The sequence below is a fragment of the Paracoccus hibiscisoli genome (genome assembly GCF_005048265.1).
Taxonomy (GTDB): Bacteria; Pseudomonadota; Alphaproteobacteria; order Rhodobacterales; family Rhodobacteraceae; genus Paracoccus; species Paracoccus hibiscisoli.
The window spans coordinates 93,767-119,026 of record NZ_SUNH01000016.1; the positions used below are offsets into that span (position 1 = coordinate 93,767).

General features: G+C 67.3%; 27 protein-coding genes. 15 read left to right on the forward strand and 12 right to left on the reverse strand.

Features of this window, described 5'->3' with window-relative positions; translation table 11 throughout:
* Positions 1-7: 7 nt before the first annotated feature.
* The 4 genes from FA740_RS12435 to FA740_RS12450 all read right to left on the reverse strand — a co-directional run bounded on the left by FA740_RS12435 (position 8) and on the right by FA740_RS12450 (position 3,098).
* A complete protein-coding gene (locus FA740_RS12435; protein WP_136857095.1) occupies positions 8-304 on the reverse strand; it encodes a chorismate mutase in 297 nt (98 codons plus the stop codon).
* Positions 301-843 (reverse strand): GNAT family N-acetyltransferase, encoded by a 543-nt coding sequence (locus FA740_RS12440; RefSeq protein ID WP_136857096.1) that lies wholly within the window; start codon positions 841-843, stop codon positions 301-303. Before FA740_RS12440 ends, FA740_RS12435 begins: the two co-directional genes overlap by 4 nt.
* The gene (gene ffh / locus FA740_RS12445; RefSeq protein WP_136857097.1) at positions 840-2,336 is read right to left on the reverse strand and encodes a signal recognition particle protein; all 1,497 of its coding nucleotides are present in this window, start codon (positions 2,334-2,336) and stop codon (positions 840-842) included. Before ffh ends, FA740_RS12440 begins: the two co-directional genes overlap by 4 nt.
* 174 nt (positions 2,337-2,510) lie before the next feature.
* On the reverse strand, positions 2,511-3,098 hold the full coding sequence (locus tag FA740_RS12450; protein ID WP_136857098.1) for an FMN-dependent NADH-azoreductase: 588 nt from the start codon (positions 3,096-3,098) through the stop codon (positions 2,511-2,513).
* 99 nt (positions 3,099-3,197) lie between these two features.
* Between FA740_RS12450 and FA740_RS12455 the strand changes: the two genes are divergently transcribed.
* From FA740_RS12455 to FA740_RS12465, 3 genes are all read left to right on the forward strand, one after another.
* On the forward strand, positions 3,198-4,043 hold the full coding sequence (locus tag FA740_RS12455) for a LysR family transcriptional regulator (protein ID WP_136857099.1): 846 nt from the start codon (positions 3,198-3,200) through the stop codon (positions 4,041-4,043).
* 52 nt (positions 4,044-4,095) lie between these two features.
* A complete protein-coding gene (locus FA740_RS12460) occupies positions 4,096-4,662 on the forward strand; it encodes a peroxidase-related enzyme (RefSeq protein WP_136857100.1) in 567 nt (188 codons plus the stop codon).
* Between the two features lie 111 nt (positions 4,663-4,773).
* On the forward strand, positions 4,774-5,544 hold the full coding sequence (locus tag FA740_RS12465; protein WP_136857101.1) for a division plane positioning ATPase MipZ: 771 nt from the start codon (positions 4,774-4,776) through the stop codon (positions 5,542-5,544).
* A 392-nt stretch (positions 5,545-5,936) separates the two neighbouring features.
* Here FA740_RS12465 and FA740_RS12470 read toward each other — a convergent pair whose 3' ends face one another.
* The 7 genes from FA740_RS12470 to FA740_RS20090 all read right to left on the reverse strand — a co-directional run bounded on the left by FA740_RS12470 (position 5,937) and on the right by FA740_RS20090 (position 12,192).
* Positions 5,937-7,268, reverse strand: coding sequence for a pyruvate dehydrogenase complex dihydrolipoamide acetyltransferase (locus FA740_RS12470; RefSeq protein ID WP_136857102.1), 1,332 nt, complete (start codon positions 7,266-7,268; stop codon positions 5,937-5,939).
* Positions 7,269-7,280: 12 nt separating this feature from the next.
* The gene (locus tag FA740_RS12475) at positions 7,281-8,663 is read right to left on the reverse strand and encodes a pyruvate dehydrogenase complex E1 component subunit beta (protein WP_136857103.1); all 1,383 of its coding nucleotides are present in this window, start codon (positions 8,661-8,663) and stop codon (positions 7,281-7,283) included.
* Between the two features lie 15 nt (positions 8,664-8,678).
* Positions 8,679-9,713 (reverse strand): pyruvate dehydrogenase (acetyl-transferring) E1 component subunit alpha, encoded by a 1,035-nt coding sequence (gene pdhA, locus FA740_RS12480; protein WP_136857104.1) that lies wholly within the window; start codon positions 9,711-9,713, stop codon positions 8,679-8,681.
* Positions 9,714-9,820: 107 nt separating this feature from the next.
* Positions 9,821-10,114 (reverse strand): FtsB family cell division protein, encoded by a 294-nt coding sequence (locus tag FA740_RS12485; RefSeq protein WP_136857105.1) that lies wholly within the window; start codon positions 10,112-10,114, stop codon positions 9,821-9,823.
* Between the two features lie 72 nt (positions 10,115-10,186).
* A complete protein-coding gene (locus FA740_RS12490; RefSeq protein ID WP_136857106.1) occupies positions 10,187-10,966 on the reverse strand; it encodes a 23S rRNA (adenine(2030)-N(6))-methyltransferase RlmJ in 780 nt (259 codons plus the stop codon).
* A 39-nt stretch (positions 10,967-11,005) separates the two neighbouring features.
* A complete protein-coding gene (locus tag FA740_RS12495) occupies positions 11,006-11,224 on the reverse strand; it encodes a hypervirulence associated TUDOR domain-containing protein (RefSeq protein ID WP_136857107.1) in 219 nt (72 codons plus the stop codon).
* Positions 11,225-11,832: 608 nt separating this feature from the next.
* On the reverse strand, positions 11,833-12,192 hold the full coding sequence (locus FA740_RS20090) for a DUF1127 domain-containing protein (RefSeq protein ID WP_246053617.1): 360 nt from the start codon (positions 12,190-12,192) through the stop codon (positions 11,833-11,835).
* 206 nt (positions 12,193-12,398) lie between these two features.
* Here FA740_RS20090 and FA740_RS12505 point away from each other — a divergent pair, with 206 nt between their 5' ends.
* From FA740_RS12505 to rpsI, 12 genes are all read left to right on the forward strand, one after another.
* Positions 12,399-13,490 carry an Mrp/NBP35 family ATP-binding protein gene (locus FA740_RS12505; protein ID WP_136857108.1) on the forward strand — a complete coding sequence of 364 codons (1,092 nt, stop codon included), beginning with the start codon at positions 12,399-12,401 and terminating at the stop codon, positions 13,488-13,490.
* A gap of 608 nt (positions 13,491-14,098) precedes the next feature.
* Complete coding sequence (locus FA740_RS19725; protein ID WP_169306291.1) at positions 14,099-14,611, forward strand: division/cell wall cluster transcriptional repressor MraZ; 513 nt, start codon at positions 14,099-14,101, stop codon at positions 14,609-14,611.
* A 4-nt stretch (positions 14,612-14,615) separates the two neighbouring features.
* Entirely contained in the window at positions 14,616-15,578 is a 963-nt protein-coding gene (rsmH, locus tag FA740_RS12515; protein WP_136857110.1) for a 16S rRNA (cytosine(1402)-N(4))-methyltransferase RsmH, read from the forward strand.
* A complete protein-coding gene (gene ftsL / locus FA740_RS12520) occupies positions 15,578-15,928 on the forward strand; it encodes a cell division protein FtsL (RefSeq protein WP_136857111.1) in 351 nt (116 codons plus the stop codon). Before rsmH ends, ftsL begins: the two co-directional genes overlap by 1 nt.
* Positions 15,925-17,757 carry a peptidoglycan D,D-transpeptidase FtsI family protein gene (locus FA740_RS12525; protein WP_136857112.1) on the forward strand — a complete coding sequence of 611 codons (1,833 nt, stop codon included), beginning with the start codon at positions 15,925-15,927 and terminating at the stop codon, positions 17,755-17,757. Before ftsL ends, FA740_RS12525 begins: the two co-directional genes overlap by 4 nt.
* The gene (locus tag FA740_RS12530) at positions 17,754-19,253 is read left to right on the forward strand and encodes a UDP-N-acetylmuramoyl-L-alanyl-D-glutamate--2,6-diaminopimelate ligase (RefSeq protein ID WP_211243701.1); all 1,500 of its coding nucleotides are present in this window, start codon (positions 17,754-17,756) and stop codon (positions 19,251-19,253) included. Before FA740_RS12525 ends, FA740_RS12530 begins: the two co-directional genes overlap by 4 nt.
* Positions 19,250-20,620 carry a UDP-N-acetylmuramoyl-tripeptide--D-alanyl-D-alanine ligase gene (locus tag FA740_RS12535; protein WP_136857113.1) on the forward strand — a complete coding sequence of 457 codons (1,371 nt, stop codon included), beginning with the start codon at positions 19,250-19,252 and terminating at the stop codon, positions 20,618-20,620. Before FA740_RS12530 ends, FA740_RS12535 begins: the two co-directional genes overlap by 4 nt.
* A gap of 4 nt (positions 20,621-20,624) precedes the next feature.
* The gene (gene mraY / locus FA740_RS12540; protein WP_136857114.1) at positions 20,625-21,707 is read left to right on the forward strand and encodes a phospho-N-acetylmuramoyl-pentapeptide-transferase; all 1,083 of its coding nucleotides are present in this window, start codon (positions 20,625-20,627) and stop codon (positions 21,705-21,707) included.
* A gap of 73 nt (positions 21,708-21,780) precedes the next feature.
* Complete coding sequence (gene murD / locus FA740_RS12545) at positions 21,781-23,187, forward strand: UDP-N-acetylmuramoyl-L-alanine--D-glutamate ligase (RefSeq protein WP_136857115.1); 1,407 nt, start codon at positions 21,781-21,783, stop codon at positions 23,185-23,187.
* A gap of 100 nt (positions 23,188-23,287) precedes the next feature.
* The gene (locus tag FA740_RS12550) at positions 23,288-23,728 is read left to right on the forward strand and encodes a PaaI family thioesterase (protein WP_136857116.1); all 441 of its coding nucleotides are present in this window, start codon (positions 23,288-23,290) and stop codon (positions 23,726-23,728) included.
* Between the two features lie 133 nt (positions 23,729-23,861).
* Complete coding sequence (rplM, locus tag FA740_RS12555; RefSeq protein WP_042248180.1) at positions 23,862-24,326, forward strand: 50S ribosomal protein L13; 465 nt, start codon at positions 23,862-23,864, stop codon at positions 24,324-24,326.
* A gap of 2 nt (positions 24,327-24,328) precedes the next feature.
* Entirely contained in the window at positions 24,329-24,820 is a 492-nt protein-coding gene (rpsI, locus tag FA740_RS12560) for a 30S ribosomal protein S9 (RefSeq protein ID WP_136857117.1), read from the forward strand.
* Positions 24,821-25,036: 216 nt separating this feature from the next.
* Here the strand turns inward: rpsI and FA740_RS19900 are convergent.
* Positions 25,037-25,260: hypothetical protein (locus FA740_RS19900; protein ID WP_211243702.1), on the reverse strand; the 224-nt coding region annotated here is incomplete at its 5' end.

Here is a 25,260-nt window from a genome sequence, read left to right on the forward strand (position 1 = left end):
CGTCCGGTCAGGACTGATAATGTTCGTGGTGCCGAATGACTTCGGCGATCACGAAGGTCAGGAATTTGCGCGCGAATTCCGGGTCGAGATCGGCCTCGCGCGCGAGGCGTTCCAGGCGTTCGATCTGGCTTGCCTCGCGCGAGGGATCGGACGGCGGAAGGTCGTGCCGGGCCTTGAGACGGCCGACGGACTGGGTGTGCTTGAACCGTTCGGCCAGCGTATAGACCAGAATGGCGTCCAGCCGGTCGATGCTGGCGCGGTGATCGGCCAGCAGGTCGGCGGCGCGGGTGGTTGCGTCGGTCATGCGGCCTCCGGGGCGGGGTGGCGATAGACGAGGCAGGGGTGATCGAAGACCGGCGTCGCGGCGCCCCGGTCGCGCACCGCCCCAAGCCGTTCGGCCAGCGCGATCGAGCGGGCATTGGCCGGGTCGATATAGCTGACGGCGGTGGTCCAGCCCAGGTCGCGGAACGCGTGGGCCCGCGCGGCGCGGACAGCCTCGGCCACCAGACCCTTTCCTTCCACGGCCTGCGACCAGGCGGTCCAGCCCAGCTCACGCTCGGGCCAGCCGTCGGGATACCACGGGCCGACCATACCAAGGGGCATGTCCTCCTGCCCCTTGAAGCAAAAGACGAACATGCCGAAACCGCGCATCACCCAATGGCCGGTCAGATGGCCGAAGGCCCGCCAATAGGCGCCGGGCTTGGGTTCGGTCACGCCGCCGCCCACGAACTGTGCGCGGTCGGATTGATAAAAGCTGCGCCAATGCGGCCAGTCGCTGCCCAGGGGCGCGCGCAGGATCAGGCGTTCCGTTTCCAGAACCGGGGTGGGGGACAGGGTGATCATTTCTTGCCGAACAATCCGCCCAGACCGCCCGGCAGGCCCGCGCGGCCCAGCTGGCCGCCCAGACCCTTGGGATCGGCCAGCATCTTCTGCGCCTCTGCCATCTTGGCGGGGTCCAGGTTGTCCATGTCGGGCAGTCCGCCGCCCTTGCCGGTCATGGCGCGCATGGCCTGCTTGAGCATGCCGCCCTTGCCCATCTTGCCCAGCTTTTTCATCGTGTCGGCCATCTGCTTCTGCATCTTCAGCAGCTTGTTCAGATCCGACACGTCCAGACCCGCACCGGCGGCGATGCGCTTTTTCCGGCTGGCCTGCAGCAGGTCCGGGTTGGCCCGTTCCTTCTTGGTCATCGAATTGATCAGCGCGATCTGGTGGCGGATGACCTTGTCGTCATAGCCCGCGGCCTCGGCCTGCTTGGCCATCTTGGCCATGCCGGGCATCATGCCCATGACCGACTGCATGCCGCCCATCTTCTGCATCTGCTCCAGCTGGCCGCGCAGGTCGTTCATGTTGAACAGACCCTTCTGGAACCGCTTCATCATGCGCTCGGCCTGTTCGACCTCCAGCACCTGCTGGGCCTTCTCGACCAGGGCCACGATATCGCCCATGCCCAGGATGCGGCCCGCGACGCGTTCCGCGTCGAACGTCTCCAGCGCGTCCATCTTTTCGCCCAGACCCACGAAGCGGATCGGCTTACCGGTCACGGCGCGCATCGACAGGGCCGCGCCGCCGCGCCCGTCGCCGTCCATGCGGGTCAGCACCACGCCGGTCACGCCGACCTTGGCGTCGAATTCGGTCGCGACGTTCACGGCGTCCTGTCCGGTCAGGCCATCGACGACCAGCAGCGTTTCCCGCGGGTTCGCGATGTCGCGGACCTGCTGGACCTGCGCCATCAGCGCCTCGTCGATATGCAGGCGGCCGGCGGTGTCCAGCATCAGCACGTCATAGCCACCCAAGGACGCCTGGGTCTTGGCGCGCTGCGCGATCTGCACGGCGGTCTGGCCAATCACGATGGGCAGCGTGTCGACGCCGATCTGCTGGCCCAGGATGGCCAGCTGCTCCATCGCGGCCGGGCGGTTGGTGTCCAGGCTGGCCATCAGCACGCGCTTCTTTTCGCGGTCCTTGAGGCGCAGGGCCAGTTTCGCGGTGGTGGTGGTCTTGCCCGAGCCCTGCAGGCCGACCATCAGGATGGCGGCGGGCGGGTTGTCGATGCGCAGCGCCTCGGGGGCGTCCTCGCCCTGCAGCACGCGGATCAGCTCGTCATGGACGATCTTGACGACCTGCTGGCCGGGGCTGACCGATTTCGTGACCGCCGCACCGGTGGCCTTGGCGGTGACCGCCTTGACGAAGTTGCGCGCCACCGGCAGCGAGACGTCGGCCTCCAGCAGGGCGGTGCGCACCTCGCGCATGGCGGCGGTGACGTCATCCTCGGACAGGGCGCCCTGCTTGGTCAGCCGGTCGAAGACGCCGCCCAAACGGTCGGAAAGGTTCTCGAACATCGTCGGGCCTCCTGGTCCAAAACACTGTTGCCCCCGTGGGCGCAACGCGCTGACGGGGGGCGATCCCTGCGCAGGGCAGGGACCGGAAGGCTGTCCTTCCGGGAATTCAGGCTGCGATACGCAAAAACGGCCCCCGAGTCAACCTCAAGGGGCCGTCCATGCTGAATGGCCGGATCAGGCGGCGATCTTGTCCAGCGCCTGCTGCGCGCGCGCCATGGCCGCGTCGCGGTCAAAAGCCAGCCCGTCGGCCGCGACGAAGGTCACGTCGGTGATGCCCAGAAACCCCAGCATGTGGCGCAGATAGCCCGAGGCGTGGTCCAGGTCCGACCCCATCGGCGTGCCGGCGGCGGCATAGGCGACATAGGCGCGCTTGCCGGTCAGCAGACCCTCGGGGCCGGCCTCGGTATAGCGGAAGCTGACGCCGGCGCGGGCGATCTGGTCCAGCCAGGTCTTGAGCTGCGCGGGCAGGGTAAAGTTATAGATCGGCAGCCCGATGACCAGGACATCGGCGTCCTGAACCTCGGCCAGAAGGGTGTTCGACAGGTCGATCTGGGCCTGCTGGGCGGGCGTGGGGCTGTCGGTGCCGGCGCGCAGGGCCTGGAACCAGGCGTCGTCCATCACCGCCACGCCGTCGGACAGGTCGCGATGGGTCACCTGCGCATCGGGCTGTGCCGCGGTCAGGCGGGCCACGATATCGGCGGTCAGCTTGCGGGAAACCGAGGCGTCGCCGGTGATGGCGCTGTCCAGATGCAGAATGTTCATGGGTCGTCTCCGTCAGGGATGTCGTGTTGCATCCGATTTAGGCCTATGCACGTGCGAACGAAAGGGCGATAGTTGCGCAACAACTGTGCGGAGATGCACATGCAGATCGAATCCTGGGACGACATCCGGGTCGCATTGGCCGTGGCGCGCTGCGGCACCGTCAGCGGTGCGGCGGGGGAACTGGGCGTGCATCATGCCACCGTGATCCGGCGTATCGACGCGCTGGAGACGGCGCTGCGCGCGCGGCTGTTCCAGCGCCACACCCGCGGCTATGCCCTGACCGAGGCGGGGCGGACCCTGCTGGCTGCGGCGGGTGCGGCGGATGAGCGTTTCGCCCAGATGGCGGCGCAGATCGCGGGGGCGGGCGACCGCATCGAGGGAGAGCTGACCGTCACCTCGCTGCCCGAGCTGGTCGATCTGGTGATGCCGCGCATCACCGCGCTGATGCAGCGCCATCCGGGGCTGCGGGTGACCTATGCGACCGATGTGCGGCTGTTCCGCCTGGACGCCGGAGAGGCCCATATCGCCATCCGCGGCGGCGCCGAGCCGACCGAGCCCGACTATGTCGTGCGACCGTTGGGACGCCTGCACCATGTTCTCTATGCGTCCGAGGATTACCTGGACCGCCACGGCCCGGTGGGCGACCCGCGCGCGCACCGCTTTGCGCTGCCGGGGCCGGATGCGCGGGGGGCTCCCTACATGCGCTGGCTGCAGGACCGGATCGGACCCGAGAACATCGCCCTGATCGCGTCCGAGGCCGCCGCCCGCGAGGCAGTGATCCGCGCGGGGCTGGCCATGGGGCCGCTGCCCGACAGCCTGGCCACGGGGCTGCTGCCGGCGATCAGCTTGCGGGAATGGGACAGCACGCTGTGGCTGGTCACCCATGTCGATCTGCACCGCACGCCCAAGGTCCAGGCCGCCCTGGCCGCCCTGCGCGACGGCTGACCCTTTCCCCCGCGGCGCGCCTGCGGCAGGCTGCCCGTCAGGAGGAACCCCCATGACCCACCCCATCAGCCGTTTCGCCGTGCCCGACCTGGCCGATCTGCCCGAGGACATCCGCGACGCCATCGCCCAAGTGTCCGAAAAGTCGGGCTTTGTCCCCAACATCTTTCTGGCGCTGGCGCACAGGCCCGCCGAATTCCGGGCCTTCTTTGCCTATCACGACGCGCTGATGGACAAGGCCGAAGGTCTGACCAAGGCCGAGCGGGAGCTGATCGTGGTCGCCACCAGCGGGCTGAATCGCTGCCAGTATTGCGTGGTGGCGCATGGCGCGATCCTGCGCATCCGGGCGCGCGATCCGCGCATCGCCGATCAGGTGGCGATCAACTGGCGCAAGGCCGACCTGACGGACCGGCAGCGCGCCATGCTGGCCTATGCCGAAAAGGTCGCGCTGGCCGCGCAGGATGTCGTCCCCGCCGATCACGACGCGCTGGCGCAGGCAGGTTTCGATGCGGATGAGATCTGGGACATCGGCGCCATCACGGCGTTCTTTGCGATGTCGAACCGGCTGGTGAACGCGGCCGACATTCGCCCCAACGACGACTTTCTGATGCTGGGGCGCTGACGGGACGGCGTGATCGCGGGGTGACAGCCGCCGGTCGGTTGCGCGCGGCGGCTTTCCATCCGTTCACGCGGTCGTTAGGTTTCCGCGCAGGGGCAGGACAAGAGGCGGCCAGTGGCGCATATCATCGTGGTCGGAAACGAGAAGGGCGGCTCGGGCAAATCCACCACCTCGATGCATGTCACGACGGCGCTGGCCCGGATGGGGCACAGCGTCGGCGGCCTGGATCTGGACGTCCGCCAGCGCAGCTTTGGCCGCTATCTGGAGAACCGCGCCGCCTTCTGCGCGCGGATGGGGCTGGACCTGCCGATGCCGGTCCTGGCGCAGCTGGGCGATGGCCCCGACCCGCTGACCCCCGCGCTGGAGCTGCTGGAGAAGCAGTGCGACTTCATCCTGCTGGATTGCCCCGGCTCGCATACCAAGCTGAGCCAGATGGCGCATACCGTCGCGGATACGCTGATCACGCCGCTGAACGACAGCTTCGTCGATTTCGACCTGCTGGCGCGGATGTCGCCCGATGGCGAGGTGCTGGGCCCTTCGATCTATGCCGAGATGGTCTGGAACGCCCGTCAGCTGCGCGCGCAGGCCGGCGCGGGGCCGATCGACTGGCTGGTGCTGCGCAACCGTCTGGGCACGCAACAGATGCACAACAAGCGCAAGGTGGGCGGCGCCTTGGCCGCGCTGTCCAAGCGCATCGGCTTTCGCGTGGCGCCCGGATTTTCGGAACGCGTGATCTTTCGCGAGCTGTTTCCCAACGGCCTGACGCTGCTGGACCTCAAGGATGTCGGCACCGAGACGATGAGCATGTCCCATATCGCCGCCCGCCAAGAGCTGCGCGACCTGATCGCGGAGCTGCGGCTGCCGGGGGTCACCATCACCTTCTGACCGGGTGTGGCAGGCCCCGCCGCAGGGGCGGGACCGCGCCGGGATCAGCCCTGCTTGCGGGCCATGCCTTCGGTGCGGCAGATCGAAACTGCCTATTCCTTGGTCATGGCGGCGGGGTAGGAGAGGTGGGTATCCCACAGCACGATGGTCGGTGGGCAGTACTGGCAAGTCACCGGACCTTATTGGGGCGACCGAATAAGCTGCGCCAAGCTTCACACCGGCGATCAGCGTGCCGAAGGCACCAAGAACACAAGTCACTTTAAAATGTTTGCGAGGAGGTCGCTACGGGGGCGACGGCCCGCCGGACCCGAGGAGTCAGTCCCGCGCAACGCCATCGGCGGCAAGATGTCCAGCCTTGCCGCCGATGTAGAAAAACATTTTTTTAGAACAGCTTAAGCAAGCATTCCCATCGGGTTCTCCAGATGGGCCACGATTGCCTCCAGCAGTTGCGCGCCCAGTGCACCGTCGATCACGCGGTGGTCGACCGACAGCGTCATCGACATGACGTTGCGCACCACGACCTCTCCCTTTTCGACGACCGGGGTGGGGATGCCCGCACCCACGGCCAGGATCGCGCCATGCGGGGGGTTGATGACCGCGTCGAAGTTCTCGATCCCGAACATGCCCAGGTTGCTGATCGCAAAGCTGCCGCCCTGGTATTCGTGCGGGGCCAGCTTTTTGGACTTCGCGCGACCGGCCAGATCCTTCATCTGCGCGGACAGCGCCGACAGGGTCTTCTGATGCGCGTCCTTCAGCACGGGCGTGAACAGCCCGCCCTCGATCGCGACGGCCACGGCCACGTCCGACGGCTTGAGCTTGAGGATGCGATCCCCCGCCCAGACCGCATTCGCGTCCGGCACCTGCTGCAGGGCCAGCGCGCTGGCCTTGATGATGAAGTCGTTGACCGACAGCTTGATCCCCCGGCCTTCCAGCTGCTTGTTCAGCGTGGCGCGGAACTCCATCAGCGCATCCAGCTTGGCCGAACGGCGCAGGTAGAAATGCGGGATGGTCTGCTTGGCCTCGGATAGGCGGGCGGCGATGGTGCGGCGCATGCCGTCCAGCGCGACCTCCTCGGTCTCGCGGTCGGCGTACATCTTCAGCACGGCCTCGGTCGACAGGCCCTTGGGGGCCTGGGCGGGGGCTGCGGCTGTCGCGGGGGCTGCCTTGGCCTCGGGCTGGGCCGCTGCAGCGGCAGGCTTGGCGGCGCCGGGCTGGGCATTCTCGACATCGGCCTTGACGATCCGACCGCGGGGGCCGCTGCCTTGGATCTGGGACAGGTCCAGACCCTTGTCCTTGGCGATCCGGCGCGCCAGGGGCGAGGCAAAGACCCGGTCGCCCTTGGGCGCATCGTCCGCGGCTTTGGCATCACCGGCCACGGGCGCGCCGATCGGGCCGCCATAGCCCTTTTCGGCGGGTTCGGGCTCGACATCAGCCTTGGGGGCGGAGGCGGGCTTGGGCGCCCCGATGTCGCCGGCCTCCTCACCTTCCTCCAGCAGGACGGCGATGGCGGTGTTGACCTTGACCGCCGAGGTGCCCTCGGCGATCAGGATCTTGCCGATGCGGCCCTCGTCGACGGCCTCGAACTCCATCGTGGCCTTGTCGGTCTCGATCTCGGCGATCACGTCGCCGGACTTGACGGTATCGCCCTCTTTCACCAGCCATTTGGCCAGCGTGCCCTCCTCCATGGTCGGGGAGAGGGCGGGCATCAGGATTTCCGTAGGCATCGCGCAGCTCCCTTACTTGTAGGTGACTTTTTTCACGGCGTCGGCGATCTCGGCGGGCGTGATCAGCGCGTGCTTTTCCAGGTTCGCGGCATAGGGCATCGGCACGTCCTTGCCGGTGCAGCAGATGACCGGCGCGTCCAGATAGTCGAACGCGTTCTCCATCAGATAGGCCGAGATGTGGTTGCCGATGGCGCCCACGGGGAAGCCCTCCTCGACGGTCACGCAGCGGTTGGTGCGCTTGACCGACGACAGGATCGCGTCATAGTCCAGCGGGCGCAGCGTGCGCAGGTCGATCACGTCGGCCTGGATGCCGTCCTGTTCCAGCAGCTTGGCCGCCTCCAACGCATGGGCGACGCCGATGCCAAAGCTGACGATGGTCACATCGTCGCCCGAGCGCACCGTGTTCGCCTTGCCGAAGGGGATGGTGAAATCCGGCAAGTCGGGCACCTCGAAGCTTCGCCCGTAAAGGATCTCGTTCTCCAGGAAGATGACCGGGTTGTTGTCGCGGATGGCGGTCTTCATCAGACCCTTCGCATCGGCCGCCGAATAGGGCATCGCGACCTTCAGGCCGGGGATCGCCGCATACCATGCCGCGAAATCCTGGCTGTGCTGCGCGCCCACACGGGCGGCGGCGCCGTTCGGGCCGCGGAACACGATCGGGCAGCCCATCTGGCCCCCCGACATGTACAGCGTCTTGGCGGCCGAGTTGATGATGTGGTCGATGGCCTGCATGGCAAAGTTGAAGGTCATGAACTCGACGATCGGGCGCAGGCCGGCCAGGGCCGCACCGGTGCCGATACCGGCAAAGCCGATCTCGCTGATGGGCGTGTCCACGACGCGGCGGTGGCCGAACCGGGCCAGCAGCCCCTGGGTGATCTTGTAGGCGCCTTCGTATTCGCCGACCTCCTCGCCCATGATGAACACGGTCTCGTCGCGGTCCATCTCCTCGGCCATGGCCTCGCGCAGGGCTTCCCGCACGGTCATGGTCTTCATCTTGGTGCCTTCGGGCCAGTCGGGGCTGCGCGGCTTGGGCTGCGGGGTCGCGACCTCCTCGACGGCGGACTTGCCGGGCTGTTCGCCGGCGGCCTCGGGGGCCTTGGCCTCGGCGGGCTTTGCCTCGGCCTTGGGGGCGGGGGCCGCGTCGGCGTCCTCTCCCTCCTCGACCAGGATGGCGATGGGGGTGTTCACGGCGACGCCCTGGGTGCCCTCGGCCACCAGCAGCTTGCCCATGATGCCCTCGTCGACGGCCTCGAATTCCATCGTGGCCTTGTCGGTCTCGATCTCGGCGATGATGTCGCCGGATTTGACGGCGTCACCCTCTTTCTTCAGCCATTTGGCCAGCGTGCCCTCCTCCATCGTGGGGGACAGGGCGGGCATCAGGATCTCGGTTGCCATATGTCGTCATCCCCCTCAGGCGTGTTCTTCGGCGCTGCCCTGGGGCAGGTCGTCGGCGTAAATGTCGGTCCACAGCTCGGACAGGTCCGGCTCGGGGCTATCCTTGGCGAATTCGGCGGAATCGTTGACGATTTCCTTGATTTCCTTGTCGATCGCCTTGAGGTCCTCGTCGGTGGCATGCTTGCCGGTCAGCAGAAGGTCGCGGACGCTCTCGATCGGGTCACGCTCGTCGCGCATCTTCTGGACCTCCTCGCGGGTCCGGTATTTCGCCGGGTCCGACATCGAGTGGCCGCGATAGCGATAGGTCATGACCTCCAGGATGTAGGGGCCCTTGCCGGCGCGGCAATGCGCCACGGCCTTCTCGCCCGCCGCCTTGACGGCCAGCACGTCCATGCCGTCGACCTGTTCGCCGGGGATGCCGAAGGCCTCTCCGCGACCGAAGAAGGTCGTCGATTTCGTGGACCGCTTGACCGACATGCCCATGGCATACTGGTTGTTCTCGATCACGAAGACGACCGGCAGGTCCCACAGCTCGGCCATGTTGTAGGTCTCATAGACCTGGCCCTGGTTCGCCGCACCGTCGCCGAAATAGGTGAAGGTGACGTTGTCATTGCCCAGATACTTGTCGGCAAAGGCCAGCCCTGCGCCAAGTGGTACCTGCGCTGCCACGATGCCGTGGCCGCCATAGAAATGCTTTTCGCGGCTGAACATGTGCATGCTGCCGCCCTTGCCCTTGGAATAGCCGTCCTGACGCCCGGTCAGCTCGGCCATGACGCCGCGCGCCTCCATTCCGCAGGCCAGCATGTGGCCGTGGTCCCGGTAGCTGGTGATGCGCTTGTCGCCTTCCTTGGCACAGGCCTCCAGGCCCACGACCACGGCTTCCTGCCCGATATAGAGGTGGCAGAATCCGCCGATCAGACCCATGCCGTACAGCTGGCCCGCCTTCTCCTCGAATCGCCGGATCAGCAGCATGTCCCGATAGTATTGCAGCAACTCGTCCTTCGACACGTTCGAAGGTGCCTCCTGTTGGGGGCTTGGTTTCCTGGCCATGCGGCGTATCCTCTCTGGATGCGTTACGGATAGTTCAGCGTTAAACTATCCGTAGCGCATCGCCCGCAGCCGTGCAATCCCGCAGCCCCGACCCGCAGATCCGCGCCTCAGCGCAGCAGCACCTCGTCGGCGCGCAGCAGGCCCAGGACCTCTCGGGCGCGTTCGTCCAGCAGATCCAGGTCCAGGTAATCGTCCGACAGGCGGCGGGTCAGGTTCTGCATGCGCGCGACATCGGCGCGCAGCGTGTCGCGCGCGGTCTGCAGCTCGGCCGTCTCGGCCTGGATCTGGATGCGCCGTAGGATGCCCGACGGCCCCTGCACCGCCGCATAGGCGAAATAGAGGGACAGCAGCACGGTCAGGACCAGAAAGACGGTGGCGCCGATGGACAGTCGTTGGGGCATGGGGGAATCCTTGTCGCGGGGTCGATCATGCCACAGCGCAACCGGCGGGGGAATCCCCGTCGGCGGCCCCGGTCAGGCGCGGTCGCGGAGCATCGCCTCTAACTGGCGGGCGTGGTCTGCCAGCCCCCAGGGCGGGTTCAGCACGATCATCCCCGATCCGATCATCGAATGGCCGGGCCGCGCGGGCGGAAAGGCGACCTCCGACAGCAGGGCCTCGGGGAAATCGCTGGTCAGCTGCGCGGTCATGCCCAGATGGCGGTGGTCGGTCAGGATCGGATACCACAGCGCAATGACGCCCACGTTCCATTTCCGCGCGATCAGCCCGATCTGGCGGGGAATCGCGGTATAGTCGGTCTTGACCTCATAGCTGGGGTCGATCAGCAGCAGGCCACGGCGCGGTTCCGGGGGGCAGACGGCCTGCGCCATCTGGAACCCGTCCTGCTGGTGGATGGTGGCAAAGCCCGCGACGCGGCGCAGGGCCTGGCATTCCGCCGGATGCAGCTCGGCCAGATGGGCGCGATCCTCGAACCGCAGGAAATGCCCGGCGATCAGTGGCGATCCGGGATAGGCGCTGTCGCCACGCAGGGCGCGAATCGCGGTCAGCGCGCGGATCAGGGGGTGATCGTCCGGCAGCCAGCCTTCGGCCGTGGCGCGGGCGATGCCCTGGGCGGCCTCTTGGGTCTTCTGCGCCTCGGGCGCAGTCAGGTCATAGAGGCCGCGCCCGGCATGGGTTTCCAGATAGGACAGCGGCTTGTCCTTGCGGGTCAGATAGTCCAGCGCGACGGCCAGCAGGGCGTGCTTGTGCAGGTCGGCCAGATTTCCGGCATGATAGGCGTGTTGATAACTGAGCATGGGCCAGCCATAGCGCGCCGGGCGCGGCCCGAAAAGCCGTCAATCGTCGCTGCGGCGCAGTTCCGACCGGCCCTTGAGGACGCGATCACCGTCCTGCTGTTCGATCAGATAGGCGGGGTCATCGCGGCTGGCCTTGCGGCTGACGCGGCTGCCCTTGATCGTCCGCTCGACGTCATCGGTAAAGATGTCGGTAATGGTGCCGCTGGCCGTATGGCCCGCCCAGCTCCATTCAACCTTGGTGCCCTTGCGCAGAATCATGACGCCTCCGACGATCTGTCGGAGGCAATGCGCGATGGGGTGTTCCGGTTCCGGATAAGGGCGCGGCGACCTCCAGGGAGGAGGAGGGAGGTCGCCGCTGAACGCTGGCCCAGGGAGGAGGAGGGGCCGCGTATGGGGTGCGGTAGGGCCAGGGAGGAGGAGGGCCGTACCGCCAGCGCCAGATCCGGGAGGGAGGAGAGGACCCGGCGCAACCGTTTGCCGCAATTTGGGCGGCTATGAAGGCGCGGCGACCTCCAGGGAGGAGGAGGGAGGTCGCCGCTGAACGCTGGCCCAGGGAGGAGGAGGGGCCGCGTATAGGGTGCGGCAGGGCCAGGGAGGAGGAGAGGCCGTGCCGCGAACGCCGGGTCCGGGAGGGAGGAGGAGAGGACCGGGCGTATCTGGGTGCCGCGAATGGGGCGGCTATGAATTTTGTGCGGCGACCCCTGGGAGGGAGGAGCGGGGCCGCCGCTTCGCACAGGAACCCGGGGAGGAGGGTCAGGTTCCTTGGCAACTTTGGGCGGCATCCTCAGGGAGGAGGAGAGAGGATGCCGCCATTCCCGGACCCAGGGAGGAGGGGAGGGCCGGGAAAGCGAATTCTTTGTTGACCCTTAGCGGGCCGAACCCCAGGCCGCTTCGTGGGCCAGGCGGGTGATCATCGAACGGCTGATGCCCAGATCGTCCAGATCGCGGGTCGTCAGCGCGTTGAGTTCACGCACGGTCTGGCGGTAAACGGCGCGGCGGGCGCGGTTTTCCTGCATCCGCTGGATCGCGGTCATCAAGCGGCCACGCAGGCCGGCTTCGGCGGCGGTGTTCTGTGCCTGGGCGATAACAGCCATTGTCGTATCCTTTCGGTTCATCTCGTCTGCGCCGTTCCCGGATTGGCCCGGCGTTTCGTTGGATTGAAGATGACCCCTTTGCCGCGATTGCACAACGGACGGTTTCGTAATGCTGCCATGCAGCAATTGCATGACTGACGCTGACCTATCGCCCCGCTACGTCATGAAATGTTGACATAAAATTGACACGATACATCTGTTAGCGATCACGCCGCGCGGCCAAAAAGTGCCTGTTTGAAAGCGGTTAGCCGCCCGGGGCACGGAATGTCGCAGGGGGTGTTGAGGCCGGCGGTTCTGTGCTTCATGCTGGCTAACACACAAGAGACGAGGTGCCTTCCATGTCCGTCAGCCGCGAAGCGATCCTTACGGCAATCGCCGATATCCCCCTTCCGCAGGGGGGAACGCTGGGTCAGGTGGACCTGATCCGGGCCCTGGTGGTCGATGAGGGCCTGGTGCGATTCGTCCTGGAGGTCGAGAACGCGGCCACTGCCGAGGCCATGAAGCCGGTCGAGGCCGAGGCCCGCGCCCGCATCGAGCGGCTGGACGGCGTGAGCCGCGTCCAGATCGTGATGACCGCGCCCGCCAACCCCGCCCCGCCCCGCGCGGTGTCGGGCCAGGGCGAGGCGCCGTCGCTGAAGATCGGCGGCCACCCCAAGCCGCAGGGCGGGCCGCAGGCCATCCCCGGCGTGCGCCACATCATCGCCATCGGCTCGGGCAAGGGTGGGGTGGGGAAATCGACCGTCACCTCGAACCTTGCCGTGGCGCTGGCGCGGGCGGGCCGCAAGGTCGGGCTGCTGGACGCGGATATCTATGGCCCCTCGCAGCCGCGCATGATGGGCGTGTCGGGGCGGCCCGCCAGCCCGGACGGGCAGCGCATCGAGCCGCTGCATGCGCATGGCGTCACGGTCATGTCCATCGGCCTGATGCTCAAGGAGGGCGAGGCGCTGGTCTGGCGCGGCCCGATGCTGATGGGCGCCCTGCAGCAGTTGCTGCAGCAGGTGAACTGGGGCGAGCTGGACGTGCTGCTGATCGACCTGCCGCCCGGCACCGGCGACGTGCAATTGAGCCTGTGCCAGAAGGCCCCGGTCACCGGCGCGATCATCGTGTCCACGCCCCAGGACGTCGCCCTGCTGGACGCGCGGCGCGCCATCGACATGTTCGGCAAGCTCAAGACCCCGGTCCTGGGGCTGATCGAGAACATGTCCACCTATATCTGCCCCAAATGCGGGCACGAGGCGCATCTGTTCGGTCATGGCGGCGTCGCCACCGAGGCCGAGGCGCTGAACCTGCCCTTCCTGGGCGCCCTGCCGCTGGAGCTGGAGGTGCGTCTGGCCGGCGATTCGGGTCGTCCGGTGGCCTTGGGTGACGGCGCCGTGGCGCAGGCCTATGCGCAGTTGGCCGACCGTCTGGTCCAGGACGGCATCGCCTGAGGCGGGAATTCACGGGACTTCCGGGATAGCACGGGACGGGAGGGGCAAAACCCCTCTCGGTTCCGTGATCCGATGTGAGCGGGCGCTGAAAATCCTGCCGCTTGCCCAGAGTTTCAGCTTGCCTGGCCGTGAACTGTGGTGATTTCGCCTCAGGGGGTGAAAAAACATCGGCGCGACCTGCCTTCTATATCTGGTGTGCCTTTCCGGCCACGCTACCAGCCCTCGGTGTAATCGCGCAATTCGCCGTGCCTTGGGTGATTCGGGGCCTGTCGAACTCATGCGCGGAATGCGGCCTGCGCCCCAAGAATGCCGTTGCTTCCCATGAAATCCCATGTCACAACCGGATCACGAAAACGGGCAGTGAATGGGGCGCCAAGACCCCGGACAAGGCGAAGCAGAGTTCATACAGGCAACCGTTTTCCAACATAGTCGGCCCGCTTGCGCGAGCAGCACCTCCCCCAGGTGGCGCAGGCAGGGTCGGCAACCAACCCCGCAAAGGGGCCCGGGTAATCGGGAACGAGGGCGGCGGATCGGGCAGTGGCAGCGGCCCGATCCGCCCTTTCTCTTTCGGACGTCCCGAAAGAGCAGGCAGTGAGGGCGGGTGCCAGGTGGCGCGTAAGTTCAGAGGCACCGAAACCGTCAAGGTCGATGGAAAGGGTCGGATGTCGATCCCGGCCCGTCTGCGCCGCGTGTTCGATGCCGGAGACCCCTCATTCGCAGGCGCCAATACCGGACGCACGCAGCTGGTGGTCGTCTATGGTCCCGACTGGTGGAACTGGATCGAGCTCTACACCATCGAGGCGATCGAGGAGATCGACGAACAGATCGATCGCCTGACCCGCGGCAGCCAGGAGCGTCGTTGGCTGGAGCTGCTCATGAACGGCCAGTCCACCGACCTTGAGATCGACCGCGAGGGGCGTCTGGTCCTGCCCGCCAAGCTGCGCGACAAGCTGGGCTTCGGCGAGGGCACCGAGACGATCTTTGAGTCGCGCGGCGACTATATCCAGGTCTATCACCCCGAGACGCGCCCCAAGGATGTCGAGGCGCTGGAGGAGTTCGCCGCCAGCAAGGGCCCCGAGTTCGACCCCCGCGCCTTCCTGCACCAAGCGAGCGAGGGCTGAGGCCATGTCCGATCCGCATATCCCCGTTCTTCTGGCGCCGCTGCTGCGGGCCGTGGCGCCCGTGGCCGGCGTCTGGCTGGACGGCACCTTCGGCGCGGGCGGCTATGCCCGCGGGCTGCTGGAGGCGGGTGCTGCGCAGGTGATCGGCGTGGACCGCGACCCCGCGGTATTCTCCATGGCCGAGGCGTGGCGCGGCCAGTACGGCGACCGGCTGCGGCTGGTCGAGGGGACGTTTTCCGACATGGACAGCCTGGCGGGCCAGCCGCTGGACGGGGTGGTGCTGGACCTTGGCGTCAGCTCGATGCAGCTGGATCAGGCGGATCGCGGGTTCTCGTTCATGCGCGACGGGCCGCTGGACATGCGGATGGGGGGCGACGTGCCCTCGGCTGCCGATCTGCTGAACAGCGCCGAGGAATCCGAGATCGCCGATGTGCTGTATCACTACGGCGAAGAGCGCGCCGCGCGCCGCATCGCGCGGGCCATCGTCGCCGCGCGTCCGCTGACGCGGACCACGCAACTGGCGCAGGTGGTCACCGGCTGCCTGCCGCGCGCGAAACCCGGCCAGAGCCACCCCGCCACCCGCAGCTTTCAGGCGATCCGCATCTGGGTGAACGACGAATTCGGCCAGCTGGTCGCGGGCCTGTCCGCCGCCGAGCGCGCGCTGAAGCCCGGCGGGCAGCTGGCCGTGGTCAGCTTTCATTCGCTGGAGGACCGCATCGTCAAGCGGTTCATGCAGGCCCGCGCCGACGCGGGGGGCGGCGGCAACCGATATGCCCCGGTCACCGCGACGGTTCAGCCCGCCTTCACGCTGCCGCTTCGGCGCGCGATCGGGCCGGACCCTGACGAGCTGGACGTTAACCCCCGCGCCCGTTCGGCATTGCTGCGGGTGGCGGTGCGCACCGAGGCGCCCGCGGGCAGCGTCGATGCGCGGTCCCTGGCGATGCCCAGCCTGCCGGGGGGGCGCTGATGCGGTCGCTGGCCTATCTGGCCTGCGTGCTGGTGGTCATGGGCATGGCCTTCTGGGCCTATCGCGAAAATTACGCGACCCAGGCCGCCATCGGAGAGATGTCCCAGGTCCAGCGCGAGATCGCCGGCCTGCGCGAGGAGCTGGGCGTGCTGCGGGCCGAATGGGCGTTTCTGAACCGTCCCGACCGCCTGCGCCAGCTGGTCGACCTGAACTTTGAGCGCCTGCAGCTGGTCCCGGTGGAATCGGGCCAGTTCCTGGACCTGGACCATATCGACTATCCCAAGCCGCCGCCGCCGCCCGAGCCGCTGCTGACCCCCGAAACCGACCTGTCCGAGGATGAACAGCCATGATCCGCACGCCCTTGCGCCCCCTGGCCCGCATTCTTCGCGCCCGCGAACGCGGCGAGAACCCCGATGACATCGAGGCCGAGAACCGCCGCCGCCGCCACGAACAGATCCAGGACCGCGCCCGCCGTCGGGCCGAGGGGCGGCTGATCGTCATGGCGGGCTGTTTCCTGCTTGCCTTCGGCACGGTCGCGGCGCGCATGGGCACGCTGGCCTCCAGCGAGGCGGCCGAGCCGCGCGGCCAGGTGCTTTCGGCGCAGATCATCTCTCAGCGGGCGGACATCACCGACCGGCGGGGCCGGGTGCTGGCCACGAACCTCTTGACCCATTCGGTCTATGCCCACCCCCACCAGATGGTCGATCCGGTCGGCACCGCGCGCGGGCTGGCGCAGATCTTTCCCGATCTGGACGTCGAGCGGCTGACACGCGATTTCACCGGCGACCGCAAGTTCATGTGGATCAAGCGCAAGATCAGCCCCGAGCAGATGCAGGCCGTCCACGACCTGGGAGAGCCCGGCCTGCTGTTCGGCCCGCGCGAGATGCGCATCTATCCCAACGCCGACGTGGCCAGCCACATCCTGGGCGGGTCGGGTTTCGGCAACGAGGGCGTCAACAGCGCCGAGGTGATCGGCATCGCGGGCGTCGAGAAGGCGTTCGACGCCTGGCTGCGCGATCCGGGCAACGAAGGCGCGCCGCTGGCGCTGTCCATCGACCTGACCTTGCAGCAGGCGATGGAGGATGTGCTGTGGTCGGGCATGAACGTCATGAACGCCAAGGGCGCCACGGGCATCCTGATGGAGGTCAAGACAGGAGAGATCCTGGCCATGGCCAGCCTGCCCGATTTCGACCCCAATGATCGCCCCCGCCCCCTGCTGACGGGCGAACCTTCGGACAGCCCGCTTTTCAATCGCGCCGTGCAAGGCCAGTACGAACTGGGATCGACCTTCAAGATCTTTCCCGTCGCGCAAGCGCTGGATCTGGGGTTGATCAACCCCTCCAGCGGGATCAACGCGCAGGCGCCGATGCGCATCGGGCGGTTCCTGATCAACGATTTCCACAATTACGGGCGCGAGCTGTCGGCCACCGATGTGATCGTGAAATCGTCGAACGTGGCGACGGTGCGGATCGCGCAGATGATCGGGCCCGACCGTCAGCGCGATTTCCTGGAAAAGCTGGGCCTGTTCGTGCCGACCCCCATCGAGATGGTCGAGGCGCCCACCGGCCAGCCGCTGGTGCCGACGCGCTGGCCCGCCGTCACCTCGGCCACGGTCAGCTTTGGCCACGGTCTGGCGGCCAGCCCGCTGCACCTGGCGGTGGCCTATGCGACCATCGCCAATGGCGGCAAGCGCGTGACGCCGACGCTGGTCCACGGTCGCCAGCGCCCCGAGGGTGCGCAGGTCCTGTCGCCCCGCGCCGCCGCCATGTCGGTGGACATGCTGCGCCAAGTCGTCACCCGCGGCACCGCCCGTCAGGCCGAGGTCCCCGGATACGAGGTCGCGGGCAAGACCGGCACCGCCGACAAGCCCCGCGCCGCGGGCGGGTACTACAAGAACAAGGTCATCGCGACCTTTGCCGCGGTCTTTCCGGCCAGCGATCCGCAATATGTGCTGATCGTGGCCCTGGACGAGCCCTCGACCGTGATCAACGGGACCGAGGTGCGCACCGCTGGCCACACCGTGGTGCCCGTCACCGCCGAGGTGATCCGCCGCATCGGCCCGCTTTTGGGGCTGGAGCCGGTGGGCGGCGACGAAAACCTGCCGACGATCGCTGCGCGCTTTGCGCCGCGTGTTGAACCCGAGGATCAGGCTGCGGTAAGGCTCGTCGCAAATCAATGACGGGTGGGATCGTGGACAAGGATGATGTGACGCTGTCGCAGCTGGGGCTGTGCGCACCGGGCGGGCGCGACCCGCAGATCACGGGGCTGTCCATCGACAGCCGCACCGTGCGGCCCGGACACCTGTTTGCGGCCCTGCCCGGATCGGCGGTGCATGGCGGCGAATTCATCCAGTATGCGATCCGCATGCAGGCGGCGGCGGTCCTGACCGACCGGCAGGGCGCCGATATCGCCGCCGATGTGCTGGCCGGTTGGGACGGCGCGCTGATCGTGGCCGAGGACCCGCGCGCGGCCTTTGCCGGGGCGGCGTCGCTGTGGTTTCGCGACCAGCCCGACCATGTCGTGGCCGTCACCGGCACCAGCGGCAAGACCAGCGTGGCCAGCTTTACCCGCCAGATCTGGCAGGCCCTGGGCCACAAGGCGATCAGCCTGGGCACGATGGGCGTCGAGGGCGACCACCATGCCACCTTGGCCCACACCACCCCCGACCCGCTGACCCTGCATCGCGTCCTGGCCGAGGCGGTGGAGGCGGGCGTCACCCATGCCGCGATGGAGGCCTCCAGCCACGGTTTGGACCAGCGCCGCCTGGACGGGGTGCGCGTGCAGGCTGGCGCATTTACCAATTTCAGCCAGGACCACCTGGATTATCACGCGGGCTTTGACGAATATTTCGCGGCCAAGGCGCTGCTGTTCAACCGCGTGCTGGAGGATGGCGCGGCGGCGGTCATCAACATCGACAGCCAGCGCGGCCGCCAGATGGCCGAGATCGCGACCGACCGGGGCCTGGCCCTGACCACGATCGGCACGGGCGAGAACGCCATGCTGCGCATTCTGGGCCAGCGCTATGACGCGACGGGGCAGGATCTGCGGTTCTCGGTCATGGGACGCGCGCATCTGGTGCGCCTGCCGCTGATCGGCGGGTTCCAGGCCGAGAACGTGCTGGCCGCGATGGGCCTGTGCCTGGCCGCGGGCGACAGCGCCGACGATATCATCCGGGTGCTGCCGCAGCTGGTCACAGTGCGCGGCCGGATGCAGCTGGTCGCGCAGCGCGACAACGGTGCGGCGGTGTTCGTCGATTACGCGCACAAGCCCGGCGCCGTGACGGCGGCGCTGCAATCGCTGCGCCCGCATGTGATGGGGCGCATCGTCTGCGTGATCGGCGCGGGCGGCGACCGCGACCGGGGCAAGCGTCCGCTGATGGGGCAGGCAGCAGCCGATCATGCCGATGTGGTGATCGTGACCGACGACAATCCCCGCACCGAGGACCCCGCCCTGATCCGCGCCGCCATCATGGCGACCGCCGGACCCGACGCGACCGAGGTGCCCGATCGCGCCGAGGCGATCCTGCGGGGCGTCGATGCGCTGCAGCCGGGCGACGCGCTGCTGATCTGCGGCAAGGGCCACGAGACGGGTCAGATCGTGGGTCAGGACGTCTATCCCTTTGACGATGCCGAACAGGGATCGGTCGCGGTGGCGGCACTGGACGGCCGGATATGAGCCTCTGGACCGCTGAGGACGCCGCCGCCGCCACGGGCGGGCGGGCGACATCCGACTGGACCGCGACGGGTGTGTCCATCGACACCCGCACCATCGCGCCGGGTGATCTGTTCGTCGCGCTGCAGGCCGGTCGCGATGGGCATGATTTCGTAGCGCAAGCCTTGGCCAAGGGGGCGGCGGCGGCGCTGGTCAGCCGCATCCCTGAGGGCGTGGTGCCGGACGCGCCGCTGCTGGTCGTGGCGGACGTGCTGGCCGCGCTGGAGGATCTGGGCCGGGCGGGCCGGGCGCGCATGGCGGGCCGGGTCATCGCCATCACCGGATCGGTCGGCAAGACCTCGACCAAGGAGATGGCTCGGGTGGCGCTGGCGGGGCAGGGCGTGATCCACGCGGCCGAGGCCAGCTATAACAACCATTGGGGCGTGCCGCTGACGCTGGCGCGCATGCCCGCGGATACCGACTTCGCGATCATCGAGATCGGCATGAGCAATCCCGGAGAGATCGCGCCCCTGTCGCGCATGGCGCGCCCGCATGTGGCGATGATCACCACCGTTGCCGCCGCCCATCTGGAGGCGTTCGGCGCCATCGAGGGCATCGCCCATGAAAAGGGGGCGATCTTTGAGGGGTTGCAGCCCGTGGGCCACGCGATCCTGCCCGAGGATCTGCCGGTGACGCAGATCCTGCGCGATTGCGCGGACCGGGCGGGTGCGGTCGTCGTGGGGTTTGGCGACCACGGCAGCGCGCGGCCGCTGCGGATCGTGCCCCAAGGCGGCGCGCTGTCCTGTCATGCGCGCATTCTGGGCGACACGCTGGCCTTCACGCTGCCCACGACGGGTCGGCATTTCGCGATGAACGCGGTCGGTGTGCTGGCCGCGCTGTCGGTCGCGGGCGCCGATGTGGCGCAGGCGGCGGCGCATCTGTCCGACTGGCACCCGCCCCAGGGCCGTGGCGCGGTCGAGGATCTGGGCGACATCCGCCTGATCGACGACGCGTTCAACGCCAACCCGACCTCTCTGTCGGCGGGCCTTGCCACGCTGGCGGGCCTGCAGGGCGGACGGCGCGTGGCGATTCTGGGCGACATGCTGGAACTGGGCGCGGATGAGGCCGCGATGCACCGTGCCGTGGCCGATGATCCGGCGATGGCAGAGGTCGATCTGGTCCATTGCGCGGGGACGCGCATGCGCCACCTGTTCGATGCGCTGCCCGAGCGGCGGCGCGGATTGTGGACCGAAACGGCGGCCGAGCTGGCCGCCATTGCCCCTGACCTGATCCGTGCGGGCGATATCGTCCTGGTGAAGGGATCGAAATCCTCGCGGATTTCGGCGGTCGTGGGGGCCCTGAGGGCCCGCGCCGCCCAAGACAAAGGATAATGCCATGCTCTACTGGCTCAGCAACCTGTCCGAGGGGGGGGATTTCTTCAACCTCTTCCGGTATATTACCTTTCGGGCGGGGGCCGCGTTCTTCACGGCGCTGTTCTTCGGCTTCATCTTCGGTCGGCCGCTGATCAACTATCTGCGGCGCGTCCAGAAAAAGGGTCAGCCGATCCGCGATGACGGCCCGCAAAGCCATCTGGCCAAGGCGGGCACGCCCACGATGGGCGGCCTGCTGATCCTGTCGGCGCTGCTGTTCTCGACGCTGCTCTGGGCGCGGCTGGACAACGGTTATGTCTGGATCGTGCTGTTGGTGACGGCGGGCTTTGCCGCGATCGGGTTCGCCGACGACTATGCCAAGGTCACCAAGCAGAACACCAAGGGCGTCAGTTCCCGCATCCGGATGGCTCTGGGGCTGGTCATCGCGGCACTGGCGGGCATCGCGGCGTCCCTGCTGCATCCCGACGCGCTGACCAACCAGCTGGCCCTGCCGGTGTTCAAGGACGTGCTGCTGAACCTGGGCTGGTTCTTCGTGCCCTTTGCGATGATCGTGATCGTGGGCTCCGCCAATGCGGTGAACCTGACGGACGGGCTGGACGGGCTGGCCATCATGCCGGTGATGATAGCTGCGGGCACCCTGGGCATCATCGCCTATACGGTGGGCCGGGTCGATTTCACCGAATATCTGGGCGTCCACCACGTTCCCGGCACCGGAGAGATCCTGATCTTCGTCTCGGCGCTGATCGGGGGGGGCTTGGGCTTTCTGTGGTACAATGCGCCCCCGGCGGCGGTGTTCATGGGCGATACCGGGTCGCTGGCCCTTGGCGGCGCCCTGGGCGCCATCGCCGTCGTCACCAAACACGAGATCGTCCTGGCCATCGTCGGCGGCCTGTTCGTGGTCGAGGCGCTGTCGGTCATCATCCAGGTCCTGTACTTCAAGCGCACGGGCAAGCGGGTGTTCCTGATGGCCCCCATCCACCACCATTTCGAAAAGCAGGGCTGGGGCGAGGCGCAGATCGTGATCCGGTTCTGGATCATCGCGCTGATCCTGGCGCTGATCGGGCTTGCCACGCTCAAGCTGCGCTGATCTTTGCGGGGTGCGACCATAACGCGGCGGGGCGCGCGCGCAGCCCCCGCCCGCCGCAATCCAGGAGCCTGCCATGATCCCTGTCCAGGGCGTTGAACATCAGACTGTCGCGGTCCTCGGCCTTGGTCGGTCTGGCAAGGCCACCGCTGCGGCCCTTGCCGCGGGCGGTGCCCAGGTCGTGGCCTGGGACGACGGCAATGACACGCGCGAGGCCGCCGCGGCGGATGGCCTGCGCATCCTGGACCTGACCCGCGAGGGCAATTGGCAGGGCATCAGCCTGCTGATCGTCAGCCCGGGCATCCCGCATCTGTATCCCCGGGCGCATCCGGTCATCGCGATGGCCTGGCAGCTGGGCATCCCCGTCGACAACGACATCGGCCTGTTCTTTCGCAGCTATGCTACGGGGGACTGGGATCAGTTCGACCGCGCGCCCCGGGTGATCGCGGTCACCGGATCGAACGGCAAGTCGACCACCACGGCGCTGATCCATCACGTGCTGGAGGAATGCGGTCGGCCCACGCAGATGGGCGGCAATATCGGCACCGGCGTGCTGTCGCTGGAGCCTGCCATCGACGCCGAGGTCGCGGTGCTTGAGCTGTCCAGCTATCAGACCGACCTGGCCCGCGCGCTGACGCCCGATGTCGCGGTCATGACCAACCTGTCGCCCGATCATCTGGATCGCCATGCGGGGCTGGGCGGCTATTTCGCAGCCAAGCGTCGGCTGTTCGCCGAGGGCGGGCCGGACCGCGCCGTGATCGGGGTGGACGACCCCGAGGGGCAGTATCTGGCCAACCAGCTGTCCATGGGCCCGGCGGATGACCGGGTGATCCGCGTGTCCTCGGGGCAGAAGCTGGATCGCGGGGCCTGGGCGGTCTTTGCGCGCAAGGGCTTCCTGTCGGAATACCGCAAGGGACGGCAGGCCGCATCCATCGACCTGCGCGAGATGCGGGGGCTGCCCGGTGCGCATAACCATCAGAACGCCTGCGCCGCCTATGCCGCCTGCCGCGCCGTGGGTCTGGCCCCCCGAGAGATCGAGGCCGCTTTCCACAGCTTTGCCGGACTGCCCCATCGCAGTCAGACCGTGGCCGAGATCGGCGGCGTGCGCTTTGTCAACGACAGCAAGGCCACCAATGTCGATGCCGCCGCCAAGGCGCTGCAGGCGTTTCCGCGCATCCGCTGGATCGCCGGCGGCCTGGGCAAGGAGGGTGGCATCGCCGCCCTGCAGCCGCATCTGGGCGCGGTCGCCAAGGCCTATCTGATCGGCCATTCCGCCCGCGATTTCGCGCTGGAGATCGGCCAGACCCCCTATGAGATCGCCGACACGATGGAGCAGGCCGTGGCCCGCGCCGCCGCCGAGGCCGAGCCTGGCGATACCGTCCTGCTGGCCCCGGCCGCCGCCAGCTTTGACCAGTATCCGAATTTCGAAAAGCGGGGCGAACATTTCACCGATCTGGTGCTAGCCCTGACTGCCGACCGATAGGGGCGGCCCCCACGCGACCAGCCCAGTGGGTCAGCGTGTCGTCCGTCTTGTATCCTGCTGCGTTTCCCGAAAGCCTGCACCCAAAGGCAAGGAGGACAGCATGACGATCATGATGGACAAGGATGCGCTGAACGCGTTCCTGGCGCGGGATTTCCCGCAGGTCGCGGGGCAGTATCTGGTGGAGGCGGTCAGCGGCTCCGGCCTGACGGCGCGGTTGCGGGTCGCCGACGACCACCTGCGGCCCGGCGGCACGGTCAGCGGCCCGTCGATGTTCGCGCTGGCGGACCTGGCGATCTATTGCGCGATCCTGGCGCGGGTCGGGCCGGTTGGCCTGGCGGTGACGACGAATGCCTCGATCGATTTCATGCGAAAGCCCGCGGCGGGCGTCGATCTGCTGGCCGAGTGCCGCGTGCTGAAACTGGGCCGCGTGCTGGCGGTCGCCGAGGCGCTGATCTTCTCCGAAGGGCAGGGGGACCCGGTCGCGCGATGTTCGATGACCTATTCGATTCCGCCGAAATCCAGTGAAATCCGGGGAGTGTGATGGGGTATTCTGATACCTAAGTTGCAAGATACTGATTTTGCATCGGAATACATTGACCGGCGGACTTGACCGCACGCGGGCAATCTTCGATATACCGCCATCTCTTACGATTACGACCCTGAAGGGACGACAGATGAAGACCTATACCGCGAAACCGGCGGAGATCGAGAAGAAGTGGATCCTGATCGACGCCGAGGGCGTCGTTCTGGGCCGCCTCGCCACGATCGTCGCCAGCCGCCTGCGCGGCAAGCACAAGCCCACCTTCACCCCGCACATGGATATGGGCGACAATGTCATCATCATCAACGCCGACAAGGTGCAGATGACCGGCAACAAGCGTGAAGACAAGAAGTACTACTGGCACACCGGCCACCCGGGCGGCATCAAGCACCGCACCGCGCGCCAGATCCTGGAGAGCGCGCATCCCGAGCGTGTGGTCGTGAAAGCCGTCGAGCGCATGATCAGCCGCAACAAGCTGGGCAAGCAGCAGATGACAAACCTGCGCGTCTATGCCAGCGCCGAGCATCCGCACGAGGCGCAGCAGCCCGAAGTTCTGGACGTGAAAGTCCTGAACAAGAAAAACACCCGGAGCGCATGATCATGGCTGACGACATCAAAACTCTGGACGATCTGAAATCGGCCGTCGCGGGCACCCCCGCCGCCGTCGTCGAGGCCGCCATCACCCGTGAACCGCAGCGCGACGAACTGGGCCGCAGCTATGCGACCGGCAAGCGTAAGGACGCGGTCGCCCGCGTCTGGATCAAGCCGGGCACCGGCAAGGTCACCGTGAACGGCAAGGACGTGAACGCCTATTTCGCGCGCCCCGTTCTGCAGATGATCCTGAAGCAGCCGTTCGAGGTTGCGGGCGTTGTCGGCCAGTACGACGTGCACGCCACCGTCAAGGGCGGCGGCCTGTCGGGCCAGGCAGGCGCAGTCAAGCACGGCGTCAGCCAGGCACTGCAGCTGCACCAGCCCCACCTGCGCGCCGCGCTGAAGGCGGCAGGGTTCCTGACCCGCGACAGCCGCGTCGTGGAGCGCAAGAAGTACGGCAAGGCCAAAGCACGCCGGAGCTTCCAGTTCTCCAAGCGCTGATCCAACGGATCGATGCACATGCGAAGGCGCGCCCCCGAGGCGCGCCTTTTGCGTTTCGGGGGCGAGTCGGCAGGGGGAATCGCCCGATTCACCACGTAAACTGCCTCCAAAGCCCGGCGCCGCTCCGCTGGCGATCCTGAAGTTGCCAAAGCGGGAGGCAGTAAAAGGCATGAAAATCAGCGAGATGTCAGAAATATGGCAATCGGGCGAATTTTCTTATTGCGTCCCATTCTTCTTAGGCCTAAACACCGCTTCACCGAAGGCGGGAACGCTGGAGGGGCCGGGAAGGCGGTGCTGAGAGGCGCGGTTGGACCGGGAGACATTCTGGGGATTTGGTGACGGTTGTGGCGTCGAGTTGACGTCGTGATCGTGATTTTGGTTCTCTTGCTTTTTGACATTGATGGATATCTGAAGAGATATGCGGGCGGTTCGGTCGTCAT

What these genes read in the sequence shown, in the direction of transcription:
- FA740_RS12530 (WP_211243701.1), top strand. Translation starts at nt 17,754, where the DNA reads ATGACGGGTGGGATCGTGGACAAGGATGATGTGACGCTGTCGCAGCTG.
- FA740_RS12455 (WP_136857099.1), top strand. Translation starts at nt 3,198, where the DNA reads ATGCAGATCGAATCCTGGGACGACATCCGGGTCGCATTGGCCGTGGCG.
- rpsI (WP_136857117.1), top strand. Translation starts at nt 24,329, where the DNA reads ATGGCTGACGACATCAAAACTCTGGACGATCTGAAATCGGCCGTCGCG.
- FA740_RS12485 (WP_136857105.1), bottom strand. Translation starts at nt 10,114, where the DNA reads ATGCCCCAACGACTGTCCATCGGCGCCACCGTCTTTCTGGTCCTGACC.
- pdhA (WP_136857104.1), bottom strand. Translation starts at nt 9,713, where the DNA reads ATGGCCAGGAAACCAAGCCCCCAACAGGAGGCACCTTCGAACGTGTCG.
- FA740_RS12475 (WP_136857103.1), bottom strand. Translation starts at nt 8,663, where the DNA reads ATGGCAACCGAGATCCTGATGCCCGCCCTGTCCCCCACGATGGAGGAG.
- rsmH (WP_136857110.1), top strand. Translation starts at nt 14,616, where the DNA reads ATGTCCGATCCGCATATCCCCGTTCTTCTGGCGCCGCTGCTGCGGGCC.
- ftsL (WP_136857111.1), top strand. Translation starts at nt 15,578, where the DNA reads ATGCGGTCGCTGGCCTATCTGGCCTGCGTGCTGGTGGTCATGGGCATG.
- FA740_RS12460 (WP_136857100.1), top strand. Translation starts at nt 4,096, where the DNA reads ATGACCCACCCCATCAGCCGTTTCGCCGTGCCCGACCTGGCCGATCTG.
- FA740_RS12470 (WP_136857102.1), bottom strand. Translation starts at nt 7,268, where the DNA reads ATGCCTACGGAAATCCTGATGCCCGCCCTCTCCCCGACCATGGAGGAG.
- rplM (WP_042248180.1), top strand. Translation starts at nt 23,862, where the DNA reads ATGAAGACCTATACCGCGAAACCGGCGGAGATCGAGAAGAAGTGGATC.
- FA740_RS20090 (WP_246053617.1), bottom strand. Translation starts at nt 12,192, where the DNA reads ATGCAATTGCTGCATGGCAGCATTACGAAACCGTCCGTTGTGCAATCG.
- mraY (WP_136857114.1), top strand. Translation starts at nt 20,625, where the DNA reads ATGCTCTACTGGCTCAGCAACCTGTCCGAGGGGGGGGATTTCTTCAAC.
- FA740_RS12525 (WP_136857112.1), top strand. Translation starts at nt 15,925, where the DNA reads ATGATCCGCACGCCCTTGCGCCCCCTGGCCCGCATTCTTCGCGCCCGC.
- FA740_RS12495 (WP_136857107.1), bottom strand. Translation starts at nt 11,224, where the DNA reads ATGATTCTGCGCAAGGGCACCAAGGTTGAATGGAGCTGGGCGGGCCAT.
- FA740_RS12450 (WP_136857098.1), bottom strand. Translation starts at nt 3,098, where the DNA reads ATGAACATTCTGCATCTGGACAGCGCCATCACCGGCGACGCCTCGGTT.
- FA740_RS12490 (WP_136857106.1), bottom strand. Translation starts at nt 10,966, where the DNA reads ATGCTCAGTTATCAACACGCCTATCATGCCGGAAATCTGGCCGACCTG.
- FA740_RS12535 (WP_136857113.1), top strand. Translation starts at nt 19,250, where the DNA reads ATGAGCCTCTGGACCGCTGAGGACGCCGCCGCCGCCACGGGCGGGCGG.
- murD (WP_136857115.1), top strand. Translation starts at nt 21,781, where the DNA reads ATGATCCCTGTCCAGGGCGTTGAACATCAGACTGTCGCGGTCCTCGGC.
- FA740_RS12435 (WP_136857095.1), bottom strand. Translation starts at nt 304, where the DNA reads ATGACCGACGCAACCACCCGCGCCGCCGACCTGCTGGCCGATCACCGC.
- FA740_RS12550 (WP_136857116.1), top strand. Translation starts at nt 23,288, where the DNA reads ATGACGATCATGATGGACAAGGATGCGCTGAACGCGTTCCTGGCGCGG.
- FA740_RS12505 (WP_136857108.1), top strand. Translation starts at nt 12,399, where the DNA reads ATGTCCGTCAGCCGCGAAGCGATCCTTACGGCAATCGCCGATATCCCC.
- FA740_RS12440 (WP_136857096.1), bottom strand. Translation starts at nt 843, where the DNA reads ATGATCACCCTGTCCCCCACCCCGGTTCTGGAAACGGAACGCCTGATC.
- ffh (WP_136857097.1), bottom strand. Translation starts at nt 2,336, where the DNA reads ATGTTCGAGAACCTTTCCGACCGTTTGGGCGGCGTCTTCGACCGGCTG.